The sequence below is a fragment of the Neisseria dentiae genome (genome assembly GCF_014055005.1).
In the GTDB taxonomy this organism is placed as follows: Bacteria; Pseudomonadota; Gammaproteobacteria; order Burkholderiales; family Neisseriaceae; genus Neisseria; species Neisseria dentiae.
Map to the genome: position 1 here is coordinate 347,105 of NZ_CP059570.1, position 18,156 is coordinate 365,260.

At 56.3% G+C, this 18,156-nt stretch carries 17 protein-coding genes and 1 pseudogene; 10 read left to right on the top strand and 8 right to left on the bottom strand.

Annotated features, from left to right (window positions below; genetic code table 11):
• Positions 1–64 precede the first annotated feature (64 nt).
• The 6 genes from hemH (at position 65) to H3L92_RS01655 (ending at position 5,885) form a co-directional block, all read left to right on the top strand.
• The gene (hemH, locus tag H3L92_RS01630) at positions 65–1,075 is read left to right on the top strand and encodes a ferrochelatase (RefSeq protein WP_085365059.1); all 1,011 of its coding nucleotides are present in this window, start codon (positions 65–67) and stop codon (positions 1,073–1,075) included.
• A gap of 170 nt (positions 1,076–1,245) precedes the next feature.
• Positions 1,246–1,584, top strand: coding sequence for an iron-sulfur cluster insertion protein ErpA (gene erpA, locus H3L92_RS01635; protein ID WP_085362710.1), 339 nt, complete (start codon positions 1,246–1,248; stop codon positions 1,582–1,584).
• A gap of 429 nt (positions 1,585–2,013) precedes the next feature.
• Positions 2,014–2,685 carry a hypothetical protein gene (locus tag H3L92_RS01640; RefSeq protein ID WP_372338516.1) on the top strand — a complete coding sequence of 224 codons (672 nt, stop codon included), beginning with the start codon at positions 2,014–2,016 and terminating at the stop codon, positions 2,683–2,685.
• A 380-nt stretch (positions 2,686–3,065) separates the two neighbouring features.
• Positions 3,066–4,079 carry an ABC transporter substrate-binding protein gene (locus H3L92_RS01645; protein ID WP_085365057.1) on the top strand — a complete coding sequence of 338 codons (1,014 nt, stop codon included), beginning with the start codon at positions 3,066–3,068 and terminating at the stop codon, positions 4,077–4,079.
• Positions 4,080–4,188: 109 nt separating this feature from the next.
• Positions 4,189–5,094 (top strand): ABC transporter permease, encoded by a 906-nt coding sequence (locus H3L92_RS01650; RefSeq protein ID WP_085365056.1) that lies wholly within the window; start codon positions 4,189–4,191, stop codon positions 5,092–5,094.
• Positions 5,091–5,885: an ABC transporter ATP-binding protein gene (locus H3L92_RS01655; RefSeq protein ID WP_085365055.1), complete on the top strand. Its 795-nt coding sequence runs from the start codon at positions 5,091–5,093 to the stop codon at positions 5,883–5,885. Before H3L92_RS01650 ends, H3L92_RS01655 begins: the two co-directional genes overlap by 4 nt.
• 211 nt (positions 5,886–6,096) lie before the next feature.
• Here the strand turns inward: H3L92_RS01655 and H3L92_RS01660 are convergent, their stop codons facing one another.
• The 6 genes and pseudogenes from H3L92_RS01660 to argC all read right to left on the bottom strand — a co-directional run bounded on the left by H3L92_RS01660 (position 6,097) and on the right by argC (position 9,775).
• Complete coding sequence (locus tag H3L92_RS01660; RefSeq protein WP_085365054.1) at positions 6,097–6,729, bottom strand: 7-carboxy-7-deazaguanine synthase QueE; 633 nt, start codon at positions 6,727–6,729, stop codon at positions 6,097–6,099.
• Positions 6,726–7,098 (bottom strand): annotated as a pseudogene (locus tag H3L92_RS01665) (DUF1304 domain-containing protein). The gene H3L92_RS01660 and the pseudogene H3L92_RS01665 overlap by 4 nt, the downstream one beginning before the upstream one ends.
• A 3-nt stretch (positions 7,099–7,101) precedes the next feature.
• Complete coding sequence (gene queD, locus H3L92_RS01670) at positions 7,102–7,524, bottom strand: 6-carboxytetrahydropterin synthase QueD (RefSeq protein WP_085365053.1); 423 nt, start codon at positions 7,522–7,524, stop codon at positions 7,102–7,104.
• Positions 7,521–8,177 carry a 7-cyano-7-deazaguanine synthase QueC gene (queC, locus tag H3L92_RS01675; protein WP_085365052.1) on the bottom strand — a complete coding sequence of 219 codons (657 nt, stop codon included), beginning with the start codon at positions 8,175–8,177 and terminating at the stop codon, positions 7,521–7,523. Before queC ends, queD begins: the two co-directional genes overlap by 4 nt.
• Before the next feature lie 188 nt (positions 8,178–8,365).
• Positions 8,366–8,674 (bottom strand): Grx4 family monothiol glutaredoxin, encoded by a 309-nt coding sequence (gene grxD, locus H3L92_RS01680; RefSeq protein WP_085365051.1) that lies wholly within the window; start codon positions 8,672–8,674, stop codon positions 8,366–8,368.
• Positions 8,675–8,731: 57 nt separating this feature from the next.
• Positions 8,732–9,775 carry an N-acetyl-gamma-glutamyl-phosphate reductase gene (gene argC / locus H3L92_RS01685; protein ID WP_085365050.1) on the bottom strand — a complete coding sequence of 348 codons (1,044 nt, stop codon included), beginning with the start codon at positions 9,773–9,775 and terminating at the stop codon, positions 8,732–8,734.
• Positions 9,776–10,113: 338 nt separating this feature from the next.
• Here argC and H3L92_RS01690 point away from each other — a divergent pair, with 338 nt between their 5' ends.
• From H3L92_RS01690 to H3L92_RS01705, 4 genes are read left to right on the top strand one after another with little or no spacing between them, the layout of a single operon-like run.
• The gene (locus tag H3L92_RS01690; RefSeq protein ID WP_143824301.1) at positions 10,114–10,395 is read left to right on the top strand and encodes a hypothetical protein; all 282 of its coding nucleotides are present in this window, start codon (positions 10,114–10,116) and stop codon (positions 10,393–10,395) included.
• Positions 10,392–11,882, top strand: coding sequence for a sensor histidine kinase (locus H3L92_RS01695; RefSeq protein ID WP_085365048.1), 1,491 nt, complete (start codon positions 10,392–10,394; stop codon positions 11,880–11,882). The genes H3L92_RS01690 and H3L92_RS01695 overlap by 4 nt, the downstream gene beginning before the upstream one ends.
• Positions 11,883–11,903: 21 nt before the next feature.
• A complete protein-coding gene (locus H3L92_RS01700) occupies positions 11,904–13,502 on the top strand; it encodes an SLC13 family permease (protein ID WP_085365047.1) in 1,599 nt (532 codons plus the stop codon).
• A gap of 38 nt (positions 13,503–13,540) precedes the next feature.
• On the top strand, positions 13,541–14,770 hold the full coding sequence (locus tag H3L92_RS01705; RefSeq protein WP_085365046.1) for a glycerate kinase: 1,230 nt from the start codon (positions 13,541–13,543) through the stop codon (positions 14,768–14,770).
• Positions 14,771–14,841: 71 nt separating this feature from the next.
• Here H3L92_RS01705 and H3L92_RS01710 read toward each other — a convergent pair whose 3' ends face one another.
• Together H3L92_RS01710 and H3L92_RS01715 are read right to left on the bottom strand one after the other, a co-directional pair.
• Positions 14,842–16,710 (bottom strand): potassium transporter Kup, encoded by a 1,869-nt coding sequence (locus tag H3L92_RS01710; RefSeq protein WP_085365045.1) that lies wholly within the window; start codon positions 16,708–16,710, stop codon positions 14,842–14,844.
• Positions 16,711–16,897: 187 nt separating this feature from the next.
• A complete protein-coding gene (locus H3L92_RS01715) occupies positions 16,898–18,052 on the bottom strand; it encodes an NnrS family protein (protein WP_085365044.1) in 1,155 nt (384 codons plus the stop codon).
• Positions 18,053–18,156: the final 104 nt, after the last annotated feature.

An 18,156-nucleotide genomic window follows, 5' to 3' on the forward strand; every position in this document is an offset into this window, starting at 1 on the left:
AGCAATACGCCCGCATACGCCAAACTTAAACAGGCCGTCTGAAAAAAACGATAGGATAAACACCATGCCGAGTTTTTTACCCGAACCCGCACTGCCTTACGGGCAGCAAAACAAAACCGCTGTGCTGCTGATGAACCTCGGCACACCGGCTGCGCCGACGGCTGCTGCGGTCAAACCCTACCTGCGCGATTTCCTGTCGGACAAGCGCGTGGTGGAGCTGCCCAAACCGTTATGGCAGCCGATACTGCACGGCGTGGTGCTGACCCTGCGCCCGAAAAAAAGCGCCCACGGTTATGAAAAAGTTTGGCTGCCCGAAGGTTCGCCGCTGGCGGTTTATACGGAAAAGCAGGCCGAACTGCTGGCGCAGCGGCTGCCGGATGTTATCGTGCGCCACGCCATGAGTTACGGCAACCCCGGCGTGCCTCAGGTTTTGCGCGAGCTGAGGGCGCAAGGCGTGATGCAGGTGCTGGTTGTGCCGCTTTACCCGCAGTATGCCGCTTCCAGCACGGGCGCGGCACTCGACAAAGTATTTGGTGAACTTTTGCAGCAGCGCAACCAAATGAGCGTGCGTACCGTGTCGCGTTTTTATAACGACGAAGGCTATATCACCGCCATGAAGCAGCATATCGAAGCCTATTGGGCGCAGCACGGGCGCGGCGGCAAGCTGATGTTGAGTTTTCACGGCATTCCTCAGAAAAACAGCGACGACGGCGACCCCTATCCGCACGAATGCCACGAAACCGCGCGCCTGTTGGCCAAAGCTTTGTCTATCGGCGAAAACGATTATGTCGTTTCGTTTCAAAGCCAGTTCGGCAAGGCCAAATGGATAGGGCCGGGCACGCAGGAGCTGTTTGACCGGCTGCCCAAGCAGGGCGTGCTTGATTTAGACGTGTTCTGCCCCGGTTTTGTCAGCGACTGCTTGGAAACCATGGAAGAAATCGCCATAGCCGGCCGCGAGCAGTTTCACGAGGCAGGCGGGCGGCAATACCGTTATATCCCGTGCCTGAACACCGATGCGGCATGGATAGATGCCTTAACCGCGCTGGTGGAACGCAACCTCAGAGGCTGGCGTTAAAGGATATGTTTTCAGACGGCCGCCGTATTTTCTACCGTTGAACCGGCGGATAAAAACGGCGTTAACCGGCTTTACCACATATTGAAATTCCGGCCGCCGCCCTAACTTGCTTAAGCAGCCCGTTTGCGCGACAATAGCCGCAAACTATCACAAAACTAAGGAAGCACATCATGTCAGAAGAAACCCCCATCATCTTTACCGAAAGCTGCTGCGCCAAAGTGGCCGACCTAATCGCCGAAGAAAACAACCCCGATCTGAAACTGCGCGTTTTCGTGAACGGAGGCGGCTGCTCGGGTTTCCAATACGGCTTTACTTTCGATGAAATCAAAAACGACGATGATTTCGAAATCGAAAAAAACGGCTTAACCTTTTTGGTGGATCCCATGAGCTACCAATATCTGGTGGGTGCCGAAATCGACTACACCGAAAGCCTGCAAGGCTCGCAATTCGTTATCCGCAATCCCAACGCCACCACCACCTGCGGTTGCGGTTCATCGTTTTCCGTTTGATTCCCGGCAATCCGGCCGCCCGCGCAAGACCAAGGGCAGGGCAGCCGGGGTTTCGGCTTTGTGTTAAATCAATTTTTCTTTGGCCTGTTTAAAGGAATAAGGGGAAAATAATTCACGGCGATGAGAATGCTTGGTTATAATCGTCGGCATTACTTTTTCAAATCACGCGTATCGGCTGCACGGGTTAAAATCGCCGTGCAGAAGAAACCTTGCCGTTAGTGTCTGTTTGATTTAATCGCAAATAAATACCGCTTGTATGCAGCCGGCTGACAAAGCCGCTGCAATCGCATAACCTTACTGTTTACATATTTGCGTATTTTAACAACCAAAAGAAACCGAATTTTCCAAATATTTGTTTTCTTTAAAATAATAAAGTATGGCTGGAAATTGAAGTCTGAACTTCAGAAATAGAATAGATTTAACGGAAAAATAATGAGTCAACAGAAATTTTATGACGTTTATGTATCTTATCCGCCCGGTATCGACCGCGAGCGTATCAACGCCTGCCTGCTCGACAACCTGCCGGAAAATGAAGCCAATGACCTGATTCAGGCATTGGCCGAACGTCCTCAGGCCATTATTGCGGAAAACTGCACCAAAGACGAACGCGAAAACGCCCAGCAATATTTCAGCTATCTGGGTTTGGATGTGATTATCCGCCACTCGCTCGAGCTGATGCCCGACGACACCGAAGAGGAAGATAAGGTTCAGCCCATCGTCGACCAATGCCCGGTGTGCCGTACCATGATAGACAATCCTGAAGAAACTGCGGAATGCCCCACCTGCCGCCTGCATTTTGCAACCGCTACCGAAGCCGTTATCGCGCGCAAACGCATCGAGTGGGAAGAAAAAGTGGCTTTCGAGCATAAGAAGCAGCAGGAAATCGCGCACCGTATGCAGCTGGAAAAACTGGCCGAAGAAAAACGCCTGCGCAAACAAATACGCGCGGAGCTGGAAGAGAAAATGGAGAAGGAGCTGGGCATGCCGCGCTGGATGTCGTGGTTCAAAGGTGAAAAAGCCTTGATTACCGGCGGCGTTATCTTGGTTGTTGTGATTATTTTGATTGCGGCAGGTTATTTTCTCGGCCAGTCGGGAAAGTAAGCAGATTATTCCTTCAAACACATATGAAGGCCGTCTGAAAGTTTTTTCAGACGGCCTTGTTGTTTGGTTTGCGGCGGCCTGCCTTATTGTTTTCAAGGATTATTCCGTTTTGCAAAGGTCTCGGTATTTAGGCGGAGCGATATGTTGACAGATAACCATATTTTTCTTTAAAAAAATCCATAATTGATTTTTTATTTAAAAGATAATGTTAAATTTGAAATTTAAATTTAAATATTATTTATTTTTTAAAATATTAAATTATTATTGGTGTGGAGATTTACAGCCGCCCGCCTGTACGGGCGGTGATTTTTTAAAAAAATTAAAATACCATTACACAGTTCGTGCCCAGGCACCTGCTTTATCAATAAGGAAAACTTCCAATGAACCACCAACCCGCAAAAAAATATGTTTTAGGCACCGTGGCCGCTTTGCTGCTGGCTGCCTGTTCTCCCGCCGAGCAAGCCGCCGCGCCTGCGGCATCGGGCACCTCTACCGCGGCAGGCAATAAAAAAATAGCCATCACGGCGATTGTGGAGCACCCCGCCTTGGATGCCGTCCGCAAAGGGGTGATCGACGAATTGAAAAGCAAGGGTTACGAAGAGGGTAAAAACCTGACGGTTGATTTTCAAAGCGCACAAGGCAGCACCGCCAATGCGGCGCAGATTGCCAAGAAATTTGCCGGCAGCAATCCCGACGTGATTGTGGCGATTGCAACGCCGAGCGCGCAATCTGTGGTGGCCGCCACCAAAACCATTCCCGTGGTTTATGCCGGCGTAACCGACCCCGTGGCGGCAAAGCTGGTGCCGGGTTGGGAGGCTTCCAACACCAATGTAACCGGTGTTTCCGATGAGCTGCCGCTGGAGCCGCAAATCGATTTGATGAAAAAGCTTGTGCCTGCGGTGAAAAACGTGGGTTATGTGTACAGCCCGGGCGAAGTGAATTCCACCATCGTGCTGGATCAGCTTAAAGCCAAGCTCTCGTCTCAAGGCATCAATGTGGTGGCGGCCCCTGCGCAGCGTTCTTCCGACGTGCTCACCGCCGCGCGCAGCTTAAACGGTAAAGTCGATTTGATTTACACTTCGCTCGACAACAATGTGGTTTCTTCTTACGAATCCATGTATAAAGCTGCCGTGGAAATGAAAAAACCTTTGGTTGCTTCGGATACCGATTCCGTGAAACGCGGTGCGGTGGCCGCTTTGGGGGTGAACTATTATGATTTGGGCAAGAAAACCGGCGATGTGGTGTTCCAAATCTTAAACGGCAAGAAAGCGGGCGAAATCCCGTCGGCCCGTATGGAAACTTTAGACCTGTTTTTAAGTAAAAAGAACGCCGCCGCCGAGGGCATCGCCCTGCCGGAGGAGTTGCTCAAGCAGGCTAAAGAAGTGCAAGAGTAACCGGTTGATTCGGTTTGATAAACGATTGGCCAACCGCAAAGGTTGGCTGATTGTGTTTTCAGACGGCCGTCTGAAAACGCAAGCAACCTGATAGAAAGTTTGACCAAACATGAGCTTGATTGCTTTTTTCGGCGGTATCGAAGCCGGCCTGATTTATGCGCTGGTGGCGCTGGGCGTGCTGATTTCGTTCCGCATTCTCGATTTCCCCGATCTGACTGCCGACGGCAGCTTTCCTTTGGGTGCGGTGGTGTTTGCCGTATGCGTGGGTTCGGGTGTCAACCCGTGGCTGGCCTGCTTTGCCGGTGCGGCGGCGGGCGCTTGTGCGGGCATGGTAACGGCGTGGTTGAATGTGTCGTTGAAAATTCTGCCGCTCTTGGCCAGCATTTTGGTGATGGTGGCTCTGTATTCGGTTAACCTGCGGATTACCGGCGGCACGCCCAATATCCCGCTGATTGGTGCGCCGAGCGTGTTCGAGCCGTTTGTGGCCGCCGATTTCAGCAACCAGTTTTGGGTGCAGCCGCTGATTATCGCCGGCTTTGTGGTTATCGCCAAACTGCTGCTCGATTGGTTTTTCAACACCAAAACCGGTTTGGCCATGCGCGCCACCGGCGTGAACGCGCGTATGGCCAAGGCGCAAGGCGTGGCCACCTCGAAAATGGTGGTGCTCGGCATGGCGATTTCCAACGCCCTGATTGCTTTGGGCGGCGCGCTGTTCGCCCAAACCACGGGCAGCGCCGATTTGGCCAGCGGCATCGGCACCATCGTTATCGGTTTGGCGGCGGTGATTATCGGCGAGAACCTGCTGAGCAGTAAGCGTATTATCTTGATTACGCTGGCCGCCATCGTGGGCGCGCTGGTGTACCGCCTGCTGATTGCTTTTGCCTTGGGCAACGAATTTCTGCAAAGTTTGGGCGTGCGCCCGACCGATTTGAACCTGATTACCGCCGTGCTGGTGGTTATCGCCCTGCGCCTGCCGGCGGTTAAACGCTCGCTTACAAGGAAAACCACATCATGATGCGCTCCGATAATTTGAAAGTAACCTTCAACGCGGGCACTCCGATTGAAAACCCCGCCATGCGCGGCATGAGCCTGCACATTCAAGACGGCGAATTCGTTACCGTTATCGGCAGCAACGGCGCGGGCAAATCCACTTTTCTCAATGCCATCAGTGGCGATTTGCCGGTGGACAGCGGCAGCATTCATATCGACGGGCAAGACGTTACCCGCCTGCCCGCGCACAAACGCGCCCATTTGGTGGCGCGTGTGTTCCAAGACCCGCTGGCGGGCACCTGCGAAGCGCTGAGCATCGAAGAAAACATGGCGCTGGCGTATTCGCGCGGCCGCAAGAGAGGCTTGAAGTTTGCGTTGAATAAGGCCAACCGCGAGCTGTTCCGCGAAAAGCTCGCCGTGCTGAAACTCGGTTTGGAAAACCGCCTCACCGACCGCATCGGCCTGCTTTCGGGCGGCCAGCGCCAGGCCGTGAGCCTGCTGATGGCCAGCTTGCAGCCGAGCAAAATCCTGCTGCTCGACGAGCACACCGCCGCGCTCGACCCGAAAACCGCTGCTTTCGTGCTGGAGCTGACCGACCAGATTATCGCCGAAAACAAACTGACGGCAATGATGGTTACCCATTCCATGCGCCAGGCCCTCGACCACGGCAGCCGCACCGTTATGCTGCACCGCGGCAAAGTGGTGCTGGACGTTGCGGGGGAGCAGCGCGCCGGCATGGATGTGCCCGATCTGCTGGATTTGTTCGAGCAGACCCGCGGCGAGAAAGTGTCGGACGATGCCTTGTTGCTGGATTGAAGCGGGGCAGGGTGGATAAACAGGCCGTCTAAAAGGTTTCAGACGGCCTGATACTTTTTTAAATTCAAAAAAACACCGCTAAAAATTATTTACCATTACGCCCGGGTTGGATGCAAATATCTGCTGTTTCTTTCCAATTAATAAGATACTCGGGTCAAGCCCGAGTATGACGGCGATTGGGTGTTTCAGACGGCCTGTTTTTTCCACCGCCCTATTCAATCCCCGCCCATTTGTGCGTTTGCACGCTCAATTGCCAATGTACGGCGGCATCGGGGCGGCTGTTTAACAGGCCGATTTGGCGGATGGTTTCGTAGATATTCATTTCGCCTTTTCGTTCGCAGGGCGAAAGATAATAATGTTCGGCGCGGATTTTCTGCTCCATCGCCGCGCAAAACGCCAGCACATCGCCGTCGGCCACGATGCGCACTTCGTCTGCCGTTTCAATGCACTGCTGTTCATACTTGGCCGCGTAGCAGGCTTTCGGGCTGGCGGCCACATAATCGATTTGCGGCGGCGCGGGATTCAACCCGTTGGTTTCCAAATAAAGGCGGTAGCCGGCCGATTTCAAGGCATCGAGCAACACCGCCAAATGAGGCTGTATGGTCGGTTCGCCGCCGGTGATGATGATGTTGCGGGCGGTATAACTTTTCAGACGGCCTAAAATATCGGCCAGGCTCATCATCGTGAACGTGAGGTAATCGGTGTCGCACCAGGCGCAGGCGAGATTGCATTTGCCCAAGCGGATAAACACGGCGCTCATGCCGGTGTTGTAGCCTTCGCCTTGCAGGCTCTCGAAAATTTCGACGATGCGGTATGCGGGGTTTTCGGGGCGGATTTCGGTCATGCTGCGCCCCACACGGCCAAAAACGCCAACAGCGCGGGCAAGCCCTGTTTGATGAGAATCCCTTTGTTTGAGGTAACGGCTCCCCAAAGGGCGGCGGTTATCACGAAGCCGAGAAACAGCAAGGTGGCTTCGGCACGGGCATTTTCCGGCGCGAAAAACTGCGCCCATACGATGCCGGCGGCCAGAAAACCGTTATACAACCCCTGGTTGCTGAACATCACCTGCACGCGCTTTTGCTGCATAAATTCTTCGGGCAGACCGAAAATGCGGGCGGCCTGCGGGCTGGGGATTTTGCACATTTCGAGATACATAATATAAAAAATGTTCGGCGGCCACGATTAAGGCCAATATGGTTGCTAAGGTTTGCATGGTTTAGTTTCCTTCGTATTCGGCGCACGAGGTGGGTGTTTCCCACAGTTTGACGCTGCACACGGGCAGTCCGGCGCTTTTCAGACGGCCAAAGATTTCCACACTCAGGTTTTCGGCGGTGGTGCGGCGGTTTAGGCGCAGGGTTTTCATCTGCCAGCCCTCCAGCAAGGCGGCGATTTGGCTTTCGCGCGCGTTGCCGCCGTGGTAGATGAAGGCGTGGTCGAACGGCTCGATAACGGTTTGTTTGACAATGGTTTTCAAGTCGGCAAAGTCCATCACCATGCCCGCTTTGGCGCCTGCTTCGATCAGGCCGTCTGAAACGGTGATTTCGAGCGAATACGTGTGGCCGTGCAGGTTTTGGCATTTGCCGTCGTGGCCGTCGAGCATATGGGAGGAATCGAAGGTGAAGATTTTGGTGATTTTCATGCTGTTTTGCCCGCCAAGTATTCTGTTAAACCGCGCTCGCGCAGCACGCAGCTCGGGCATTCGCCGCAGCCGCCCGCCACGCCGTGGTAGCAGGTGTGGGTGTGTTCGCGGATATAGTCCAAACAGCCTAATTCGTCGGCCAGCGCCCAGGTTTGCGCTTTGGTGAGGTACATCAGCGGCGTGTGGATTTGGAAATCGTAGTCCATCGCCAGATTGAGGGTAACGTTCATCGATTTGATGAAGATGTCTCGGCAGTCGGGGTAGCCGGAAAAGTCGGTTTCGCACACGCCGGTAATGAGGTGGCGGGCGTTACGGCTTTTGGCGTAGATGGCGGCGTACAGCAGAAACAGGGCGTTGCGGCCGTCGACGAAGGTGTTGGGCACACCGCCTGCGGGGGCTTGGATTTCGGCGGTTTCGTCCATTAGCGCGTTATGGGTGATTTGCTGCATCAGGCTCAAATCGAGCACGGTTTGGCGTACACCCAAATCTTGGGCGATCCGGCGGGCGCGTTCCAGCTCGATGGCGTGGCGCTGGCCGTATCGGAAGGTGATGGCTTCAACGTTGTCGTTGCCGTATCGGCGGATGGCCTGAATCAGGCAGGTGGTGGAATCCTGGCCGCCTGAAAAGACGACCACGGCTTTTTGAGGGTTCATGGCGGGTTCCTAGTTTTGTTGTCGCGGGATGGATTGCGAACCGCGTGCGGCGAAGAAAAACGGCGACCTTTTCAGAGTTGAATTGGTTTTTTTGCAAAGGTCTCAAACGGTGATTATAACCGATTAAAGGCTTCAGGCCGTCTGAAAGTGTGTTTCAGACGGCCTGAGGTTTTTTAACGGGTTGGGGTTTAGGCTTTCAATGCTTCCTGCAGTTCGCCTGCCTCAAACATTTCCATCATGATGTCCGAGCCGCCCATGAATTCGCCGTTGATATACAGCTGCGGAATCGTCGGCCAGTTGCTGTATTCCTTGATGCCTTGGCGCACGGCTTCGTTTTCCAGCACGTTAACGGTAACGAAATCTTCGCAGCCTGCGGCTTGCAGAATCTGCACGGCGCGCGAAGAGAAACCGCATTGCGGAAACTGCTTGGTGCCTTTCATAAACAATACCACGCGGTGGGTGGTAACCACTTCTTTAATCTGCTCTTGGATGCTCATGCTCGGTTCCTGAAAGTTATGGGTGTAAAACAAGGCGATTATACGCGCTTTGCCGGGTTAGGGCAGCAATGGCGCGTTGTTAAGGCCGGCTTCTTCGTTGAAGCCGAACATGATGTTCATGTTTTGCACGGCCTGCCCCGCCGCGCCTTTTACCAGATTATCGATAACCGATAACACAATCCACACATTGCTTTGCGGCGCCTGCTGCACGCTGATGCGGCAGAGGTTGGCGCCGCGCACGCTGCGGGTTTCGGGTGTGCTGCCCGGCGGCATGATGTCGACGAACGGGCTGTTGTGGTAGAAACCGGCCAAGAGTTCGTGGGGGTCGGTGCCGTCGTGCAGGTGCAGATACATGGTGGCCTGCATGCCCCGTATCATCGGCGTGAGGTGGGGCACGAACACCAAGCCCTCGGCCACGTTGCTTTGCAGGCCGCTGATGGTTTGCTTGATTTCGGGCAGGTGGCGGTGGCCGCCCACGCCGTAGGCTTTGAAATTGTCGCCCGCTTCGCAAAACAGCGTGCCCACGTTGGCTTTGCGGCCCGCGCCGGAAACACCGGATTTGCAGTCGGCAATCAGCGGCATGTTTTCTTTCAGACGGCCTGCCTTCAATAAGGGCAAAAGGGCGAGGGAAACGCAGGTGGGATAGCAGCCGGGGTTGGCCACCAGCTGGGCTTGGGCGATGCTGCTGCGGTTCATTTCGCTCAAACCATACACGGCGCGGGCAACGGTTTCGGGGCTTGCGTGCGCCATGCCGTACCATTTTTCCCAAACGGGAATGTTTTGCAGGCGGTAGTCGGCCGACAAATCCACCACGCGCACGCCTTGCGCGAGCAGCGCGGGCGCTTCTTTCATGGCCACGCCGTTGGGGGTGGCGAAAAACACCACGTCGCATTGTGCCAAACCGGCTTCGTCGGGTGTTTGGAACGCCAAGTCATACACGCCGCGCAGGCTGGGGAAATAATCGGCCACGGCGATGCCGGCTTCGCTGCGGCTGGTTACGGCGCAAACGTCAACGTTTGGGTGGGCGGCCAGCAGGCGCAGCAGCTCTACGCCGGTGTAGCCGGTGGCGCCGACAATGCCGGCTTTGATGCGGTTGGACATAATGGAATCCTCGGTGGAAGGCAGGTTGGAAAAAGCCTAAGTTTAAAACCATGCAGGCCGTCTGAAAAGGCGGATTTTTTCAGACGGCCTGTTTCCGGCGCATTAAAACGACGGTGAAGTTTTTTAAATGATGATTACGGCCGTAAAACTTTATTTTCGAAATATTTATATAGGCATATAAATTTTTACGGTTGTTAAACGATGCGCTGTGTTTGAACGGTTTTGTAAATGATGAATTTTCACAATCAATAAGCTTTTTACTTGGCGGTATAGGATGATTGCCACTCTCAAAAATTATTTCATTTGTATGTTAATGACTTTTTATTGCAAGGTGCCCCATGCTATCTAGATTAATCATCATCGTATTGGTGCTGTGCGTGCCGCTTGCGGTGGCCATACTGGCGCAGCAGATTACGCGCGAAGTGCCTGCGCCGGAGCTTTCTTCGGCGGTGTTGGATATCCGGTTGGATAAAACCCGCAAGCAGGGGCTTGAAGAAGGTGCAACAGGCCAGGAAGTTCCGCTTTCTTACACGCCCCGTTCGGTGAAGCATATTTATCCCGACCAAGATCCTACGCCCGCCGCAGCAAGCGCAGGCACATCTGAAAGGGGCAAAAAATGAAACGAAACAAACTTTTGGGTTTGTCTGCCACGGCACGCTGGCGTATTGCCGGCTGGATTTTGCTGACCACGGTGCTGATGGTGCTGGTGTTGATTCTAACCGCGCGTTCGATATTTATCCGCCAAGTGCACACCGATGCCAACGCGGCGATTGTGCAGGAAGCAGAAGAATTCAACGCTTTTGCGCGCGAAGCGCTCGACCCGCAGACCCGCAGGCCGTTTACCTCGGTAACGGCGCTGATGGAAACCTATCTCGAACGGCAAACGCCCGATAAAGGCGAGGCATTTGTTGCGGTAACCCCCACCGATGTGCTGGTGGTGGACAACGCCTCGAGAGACGCGGGCGAGCGTTTGGCCGGCGACCGCGAACGCCTCAACAAGATGATTAACAACGAGAAAAGCTCGGGCGTGGAAGAAACGGCCGACGGCCAACTGCGCTGGGGCAAAAGCGTGGTGCGCGGCAGCAACGGCGAGCAAGGCGTGATGCTTTACACCCATTTCGTGCAAAACAATATCGATGCGGTACACCGCAATATGCGCATCCTCTTTGGCATGATGTTCGGCGGCCTGTTGCTGGTGGTTTCGATCGCTTGGGTGGTGGCCGGGCAGATTTTGGCGCCGATACACCGTTTCACCAGACTTTCAGACGGCATCGACTCGTTTAATTTGTCCACCCGCCTGCCTGAAGAGGGCGACAACGAATTGTCGCGCCTGGCCAAAGCCATCAATAAAATGCTCGACCGCTTAAGCAGCGCGCATTTGGAACAAAACCACGTTTTGTATGAAGTGCTCGAGCAGGCGCAGGAGCAGGCGCACGATTTGCAACAGGTGAGAAAACAGCTGACCGAAGGCTCGCCGCAGGCGGTGATGCTCGACGGCTCGCTGGCGAAAATGCAGAGTTTGTCGCAAAACCTCGCCCTGCTGCTCGAAAGCGGCAGAGAAGGCTTTTTGCACGACCAGGAAACCCGCCTCGACAGTTTTGTGGAAAAACTGGCAGGCCAGCTGCGCAAGCAGTATCCCGAGCATACTTGGCAGATTGCCGAAGCCGCAGATGCCAGCGCGTTTATGGATACCAAACATATTTTCACCGCCATGCACCATTTGGCGCGCAATGCGGTGGCGCATAACGCCGGCGGCGAAGAAATCCAAATCGGTGCTTCCGTGCGCAGGCCGCCCGAAGGCCAGAGCATGGCCAGCTTTTGGATTGTGAACCACGGTATGCCGTTGAGCAAAGAAGAAGCGAAAAACATTTTCGAGCCGCTTAATCCGGCGGTGCGCCGCTCCGACTTGCAAGGCCCGCAAATGGGCATCGGTTTGGCCGTGGTGAAAGCCATTGCCCACGCGCACGGCGGTTATGCCTGGGTGGAGTCGAGCATGGAACACGGCACGGTGTTCGGCATCGATATCCCGCTGGCGCACGCTGCCGCAGCAGCCGAAGAAACTCAGGTGCGGCAGGCCGCCATCGAAGCCATGCAGCAAGAACGCTAATCTGGAAGGGAGAGAACCAGCATGAACCGTATTTCTTCTTCCGATCACGATGCGGACGGGAAAATCTTTTACCGCACCCGTTCTTCGCTCAACCTCAACAACCCGCGCTATTCAGACGGCCTCTATGGCGCGGTGCAGCAGGATGCCGTTGAAAAAAGCTGGCTGTCGAAGTTTTCGGGCAAACACGCCGCTGCCGCCGTTGCTGCCTTTATTGTGGCGGCGCTGGTGGTGTGGTGGACGGTGTTGGCGGCCGACGATGCCGCCGGTGCGCTCAACACGCAGGGTGCGGTTACCTTGTCGGTGTTTGCCGTGGCGGTGTGGTTTTGGATTTTTACCGATATCGACGACACTTATGTGGCATTGGGCGCCGCCGTTTTGCTGGTGGTGATGGGCGTGCTGCCCGAAAAAATCCTGTTCGATTCGCTGGGCGACGACACCGTATGGCTGCTGCTTGGCTCGTTTGTGGTGGCGGCGGGCATTACTGCGTCGGGCTTGGCCACCCGCGCCGCCGCCTTCATCGTTTCGGGGGCGAAAACGCCGCGCCAGCTGATGCACTTGAGCGGTGCGGCCTTGGTGGCCACTGCTTTTGCCGTGCCCTCCACTTCCGGCCGCGCGGCACTGGCAATGCCCGTTTTTCTGGCATTGGCATCGGTGTTGCGCGACCGCAGCAAACTGGTGTTGGCGCTGGCTTTGCTGTTTCCCTCGGTGATTCTGCTCTCTGCCGTCGGCTCTTATTTGGGCGCCGGCGCACATCTGATTACCAGCCAGATTCTTGCCGCCAGCGGCTTCCCCGCCTTTTCGTTTACCAACTGGATGTTTTACGGCATGCCCTTGGCCGTTGTGGCCAGCGTGATCTGCGTGGAGCTGATTTTGATGTTGTTCACCTCCGCCGACGACCGTAAACAGGCGCTGACGATTTCGGTGAGCGACCTGCAAAACCACACCACCATTCCGATACGCGGCAGGTTCACGCCCGATCAGGTGAAAACCTGCTGGCTGGTGGGCGGTGTGATTTTGTTGTGGTGTACCGAACCTGCGCACGGCATCCATCCGGCGATTATCGCCTTGGCCGGCGGCCTGATGATGAGCAGCACGGGCTTGGGCGTGGTGGATTTGGGCAAAGCCCTGAAATCGGTGCCGTGGTCGCTGCTGATTTTTATGGCGGCAACGCTGGCGATGGGTTCGGCGCTCGTTACCAGCGGCGCGGCGGCTTGGGCGGCCAACAGTATGCTCGGTTCGATACGCGGCAGCGGCATGGGCGCGGGCGTGTTGTTTGTGGTGATTATCGTGGCCATTTCCACCGCCGCGCACTTGGTTATCCAATCGCGTTCGGCACGTTCGGCCGTATTGATTCCGATTGTGGTGTCGCTGGCGCCCGAAGTGGGCGTATCCGCCGTGGCGGCTGCATTCGCTTCCACCGCCGCCGCAGGTTTTTGCCACACCATGAGCAGTTCGGCCAAACCGATGGCGCTGTATGCCAAAGTGGACGATGCGCCCACTTATTCCGGCCGCGACCTCTTGCGCCTGAGCATGTGGCTGGCACCCATCAGCGTGGCACTGGTGTTGGCCTTTGCCTTCTTTATATGGCCCCTGCTCGGTATGCCGCTATTTGTTAAATAATTTTTAATCGCTTCATTTTATTGCCGAAAGGAACTCAAATGACTGTTGCTATTCCTCAACATATCTTGGTCGCACCGGCCGGTTTTAAAGAATCGCTGGATGCCGATATGGTGGCCAAAGCCATTTCCGCAGGCGTGCGCCGCGCCATACCGGGCGCGTTTATCAAAGCCATTCCCATGCCCGACGGCGGCGAGGGCACGGCCGAAATGCTGGCCAAATCAACCGGAGGGCGCTTGGTGCGCAAAACCGTTACCGGCCCGGTGGGGCAGCCGGTTAATTCCCATTTTGCCTTGTTGGGCGGCACGGCCGAAGGCGTGGCTGTAGTGGAAATGGCAGCAGCGGCGGGCTTGCGCCTGGTGCCGCGCGATATGCGCGACCCGACCCAAACCACCACCTACGGCGTGGGCGAGCTGATTTTGGCGGCGTTGGAACACGATATCCACACCATTCTGATCGGCTGCGGCGATTCCGGCACCAGCGACGGCGGCCTGGGCGCCTTGCAGGCCTTGGGTGCGCGCGTTACCGATCAGAGCGGCAACGAAGTCGGCCAGGGCGGGCGTTATTTGCAGCAAGTGGCCGCACTGGATATGAGCGGCCTGCCCGCCGCCATCCGCGACGGCAAAGTCAAACTGGTGATGGCCTTGAACGCCCACAATATCTTAACCGGCGAACGCGGCGTGGCCCGCGTGTTCGGCCCGCAAAAAGGCGCCACGCCCGCACAAGTGGAAGAGCTTGAAAAAGGCTTTGAAAACTGGGCGGCCAAACTCGCCGAATACCGTTTGCCGCAGGCCGGCTCGGTGGATTTTGCCAAAGGATCGGGCACGGGCGCATCGGGCGGCTTGGGTGCGGGCTTGGCTGCGGTGGGCGCACAATTGGTTTCCCGTTTTGAAGCCTTGCTGGATTCAGGCCTGGCCGGTTTCGATTTGAACGGCCTCTTGAAAAAGGCCGACTTGGTGATTACCGCCGAAGGCGCGATCGACTTTCAAACCCCGCGCGGCAAAGTGCCCGCCGAAATCGCCTGGCGCGCCGGTAATATGGGCGTGCCCGTAGTGGCGCTGGCCGGCACGCTGGGCAAAGGTGCGCAAGATGTGTACGACATCGGCATTGACGCCATCGCTTCCATCGTGCCGATTCCCATGAGTTTGGAACAGGCCATCGTCGATGGCGAACGCCTGCTGATCGAGGCCACCGAACGCATGATGCGCACGCTTCTGCTGGGCGCTTCCATCGCAGCGAGAAAAATGGATAAAGAAAACTACAATTGGTAGTTTGGCAGATAAACGCATGAGGCCGTCTGAAACTTTTCAGACGGCCTCATGCGTTGGAATAACCGCCGGCTTCACAAATCCAGCTGCGAACCCATTTCTACCACGCGGTTGCCGGGGATGCGGTAATAATCGGTAACCGGCGTGCTGTTTTTATAGAGCCATTTGAAAAAGCGGCTGCGCCAGCGGTTCATGTGGCCTTCGGGCGTGCGTCCGGCGATGTGCAGGCTGTCGCGCGAGAGAAAAAACGAAGTTTCCATCAGCGCCAGTTCGCAGCCCTGCAAGCGTGCGGCTTTCATGATGTTGCCCATGCCGGGGCTTTCTTTAAAGCCGTAATCGGCGGTGATGCGGGTGAAGCGCGGGTTCAGCTCGGTGATAGTGAGGCGCTCGTTTTCGGCCACATAAGGCACTTCGCCCGTGCGCACGGTGAGCAGGAAATTGCGCTCGTGCAACACTTTGTTGTGCTTGAGGTTGTGCAGCAGCGCCTGCGGCACGCTGTCGGCATGGCTGACCATAAACACCGCATTGCCCGGCACGGTTTGCGGCGGATAAGCCAAAAGGTTGTCTAAGAGCGGCAGCAGCGCCAAACCGTGGTTGCTTTGCCGGCGCTGCATCAGCAGGCGGCCGCGGAACCAGGTGCTGAAGGTGAACACCAGTAAAAGGGCCACCAACACGGGAAACCAGCCGCCGGCGGGAATTTTGAGCAGGTTGGAGGTGAAGAAAGTGAGGTCGAAAGTGAGAAACACCGCCGTGAGCGCCAGCACCGCCGCTTTGGGCCAGCGCCAGTTTTTCCACATCACCACCGCAAACAACAGCGTGGTGAGAATCATGGTGCCGGTGGCGGCGATACCGTAGGCCGCCGCCAGGTTGCCCGAACTATGAAAAGCCAGCACCACGGTAATCACGGCGGCCAGCAGCATCCAGTTGACGGCAGGCACATAAATCTGGCCGATTTCGGTGTCGCTGGTGTGCCTGATCTGCATACGCGGCGAAAATCCGAGCTGGATGGCCTGTCTGATCAGCGAATAGGCGCCAGAAATCACCGCTTGGCTGGCAATCACGGTGGCGGCGGTGGCCAATATAATCAGCGGCACCAAGCCCCATTCGGGCACGCTTAGAAAAAACGGGTTTTCGATGGCATCGGGGCGGCGCAGCAGCAACGCGCCCTGACCGGCGTAGTTCAATGCCAGCGAGGGCAGCACCAAACCCAGCCAGGCCGTCTGAATCGGGTGGCGGCCGAAGTGCCCCATGTCGGCATACAGTGCTTCGGCGCCGGTTACCGCCAGCACCACTGCGCCGAGGCTCACAAAGCCGCCCCAGCCGTGATGGGTGGCGAAATAGAAGCCGTAATAGGGGTTTAAAGCCTTCAGCACGGCAGGATGTTGCACAATCTGGTAAATCCCCGTTACCGCCAACACCGAAAACCACACCAGCATCACCGGCCCGAACAGCGCGCCGATGCGTGAAGAGCCGTGTTTCTGAATGGCAAACAGGCCGATAATCACCCCCAGCGCAAGCGGCATAATCCAACCCGACAGGGCGGGGTTGGCCACGCTCAAACCTTCCATCGCCGAGAGCACCGACACGGCGGGCGTGATCACCGCATCGCCGAAAAACAAGGCCGTACCGCCCAAGCCCACAAACAAAACCAGTTTGGCATACCGCCCCTGCAAATGGCGCGCCGCCAACTGCATCAGTACCACCACGCCGCCTTCGCCTTTGTTGTCGGCGTGCAGGATAAACAGCACGTATTTCAGCGTAACCACCAAAATCAGCGCCCACAGAATCAGCGAAACAAAACCCAACACGCCGGTTTCGCCCACGCCGATGTGCGAAGCGGCAAAACTTTCTTTCAACGTGTAGAGCGGGCTGGTGCCGATATCGCCGTAAACGATACCCAAAGCAGCCAGAACGGCTGCGGCGGAAGACGGTTTGTGTTGCATAACGGAACCGGGTTGCTATAAAAAAACGCAGTGTACGCCTGTTACTGAAAAAATCCAATCGAAACAAGGTTGTTGAAAAACGAAGGCCGTCTGAAACATTTTCAGACGGCCTCAAGCCGTTATTAATAGAAATCAACTTAAGAAGAGCTATGACGGAACGGTTGCTAAGTAATTGGCTTGAAACACCTTACCCCGGCTTGCCGTCGGCGCGGGGCGAGAGCAGCCACGGGGTATAACGCCAGGCATACACAAGCAGCGATAAGGCGAATAAAACGGCCGAAAAACGGATGCCGTGGGTATAGGCCGTGCCGCTTGAAAACGCAACGGCGGCACGCACCAGGGCGGCGGCGGCCATCAGCCAAAACGCTGCCGTTACCGATGCGGGCGCGGGATAAATGGCCCTGCCGGTGTGCCCCAGCGCGGTGCGCGCCATCATGCCCACGGTGAGCAGGCCGATGCCGCCCACGCCGGTCAGGTGCACGCCCAAACTCAGATAGGCCGGCTGCCATTGCGCCGCGCCGCCGGTAATCAGGCCGAGCGCGGTAAACAGATAACCCGCAAACAACACCCACAGCATAGGCTCGCGCAACACTTTGCCGTTCCACCAGCGCCACACCTGCACCATATTGATGATACCCGCCGCCACCGCCGCCACGGCGGCCACGGGCAGGGCGGTTTGCAGCATCATCAGCACCGCCGCAAGCATGGGCAGCAGCAAGGCCGACAACGCCACCCAAGAGGGCGTGGCAACCTGCGGGATATTCAAACGTTTGGCGGTGAAAAACGGCATGATCCGCATACCCACCAAGCCGATAAAGCCCGCCACCATCATCAGGCCCGCCATCAGCCCGTTAAGCAGGGCGGCGGCGTGAAACGGTTGCAAATAGAGATGGAACAGCGCATGGGTCAGGCCGAACACAAACAGCGCCGCCACCGCAATATAGTTGCGCGAATTGCGGCTGCGGATAACCGGCAGAGCCAAACACACCGCCGCATACCAAAAAAACACCGTTCCCGCGATGCCGCTTAAAGCCGTGCCGTGCGGAAAATACAATGCAATCCGTGCCACCAGCCAGCAGGCGGCCAAGCCCGCCAGCGCCGCACCGCGCGTGGGCGGCTGCCCCGTCCAAGTGGCGACGGCGGTTAACAGAAAGCCCACCACCACCGCGCCCGCATAGCCCCAAATCATTTCGTGGGCGTGCCAATAGAGCGAAGGCAGCTCTGCCGTGCCCTGATAACCCAAGCCCCACAGCAGCACCGACAGCGCGCCGAAAATCGCGGCCAGCGGATAAAACGGCCTGAAAGCCATTGCCCATACGGGGTGATTAAAGAAAGTGTTCATGGCGGTTCCTGAAATTGAGCGGGAAATTTGCGTTCGGTGTGTTGCCGGCCCGTTGTTTTGCGCCGGTAATTTCTTTGTTATCAAGCTTAAAGCAGAAAGTTTTC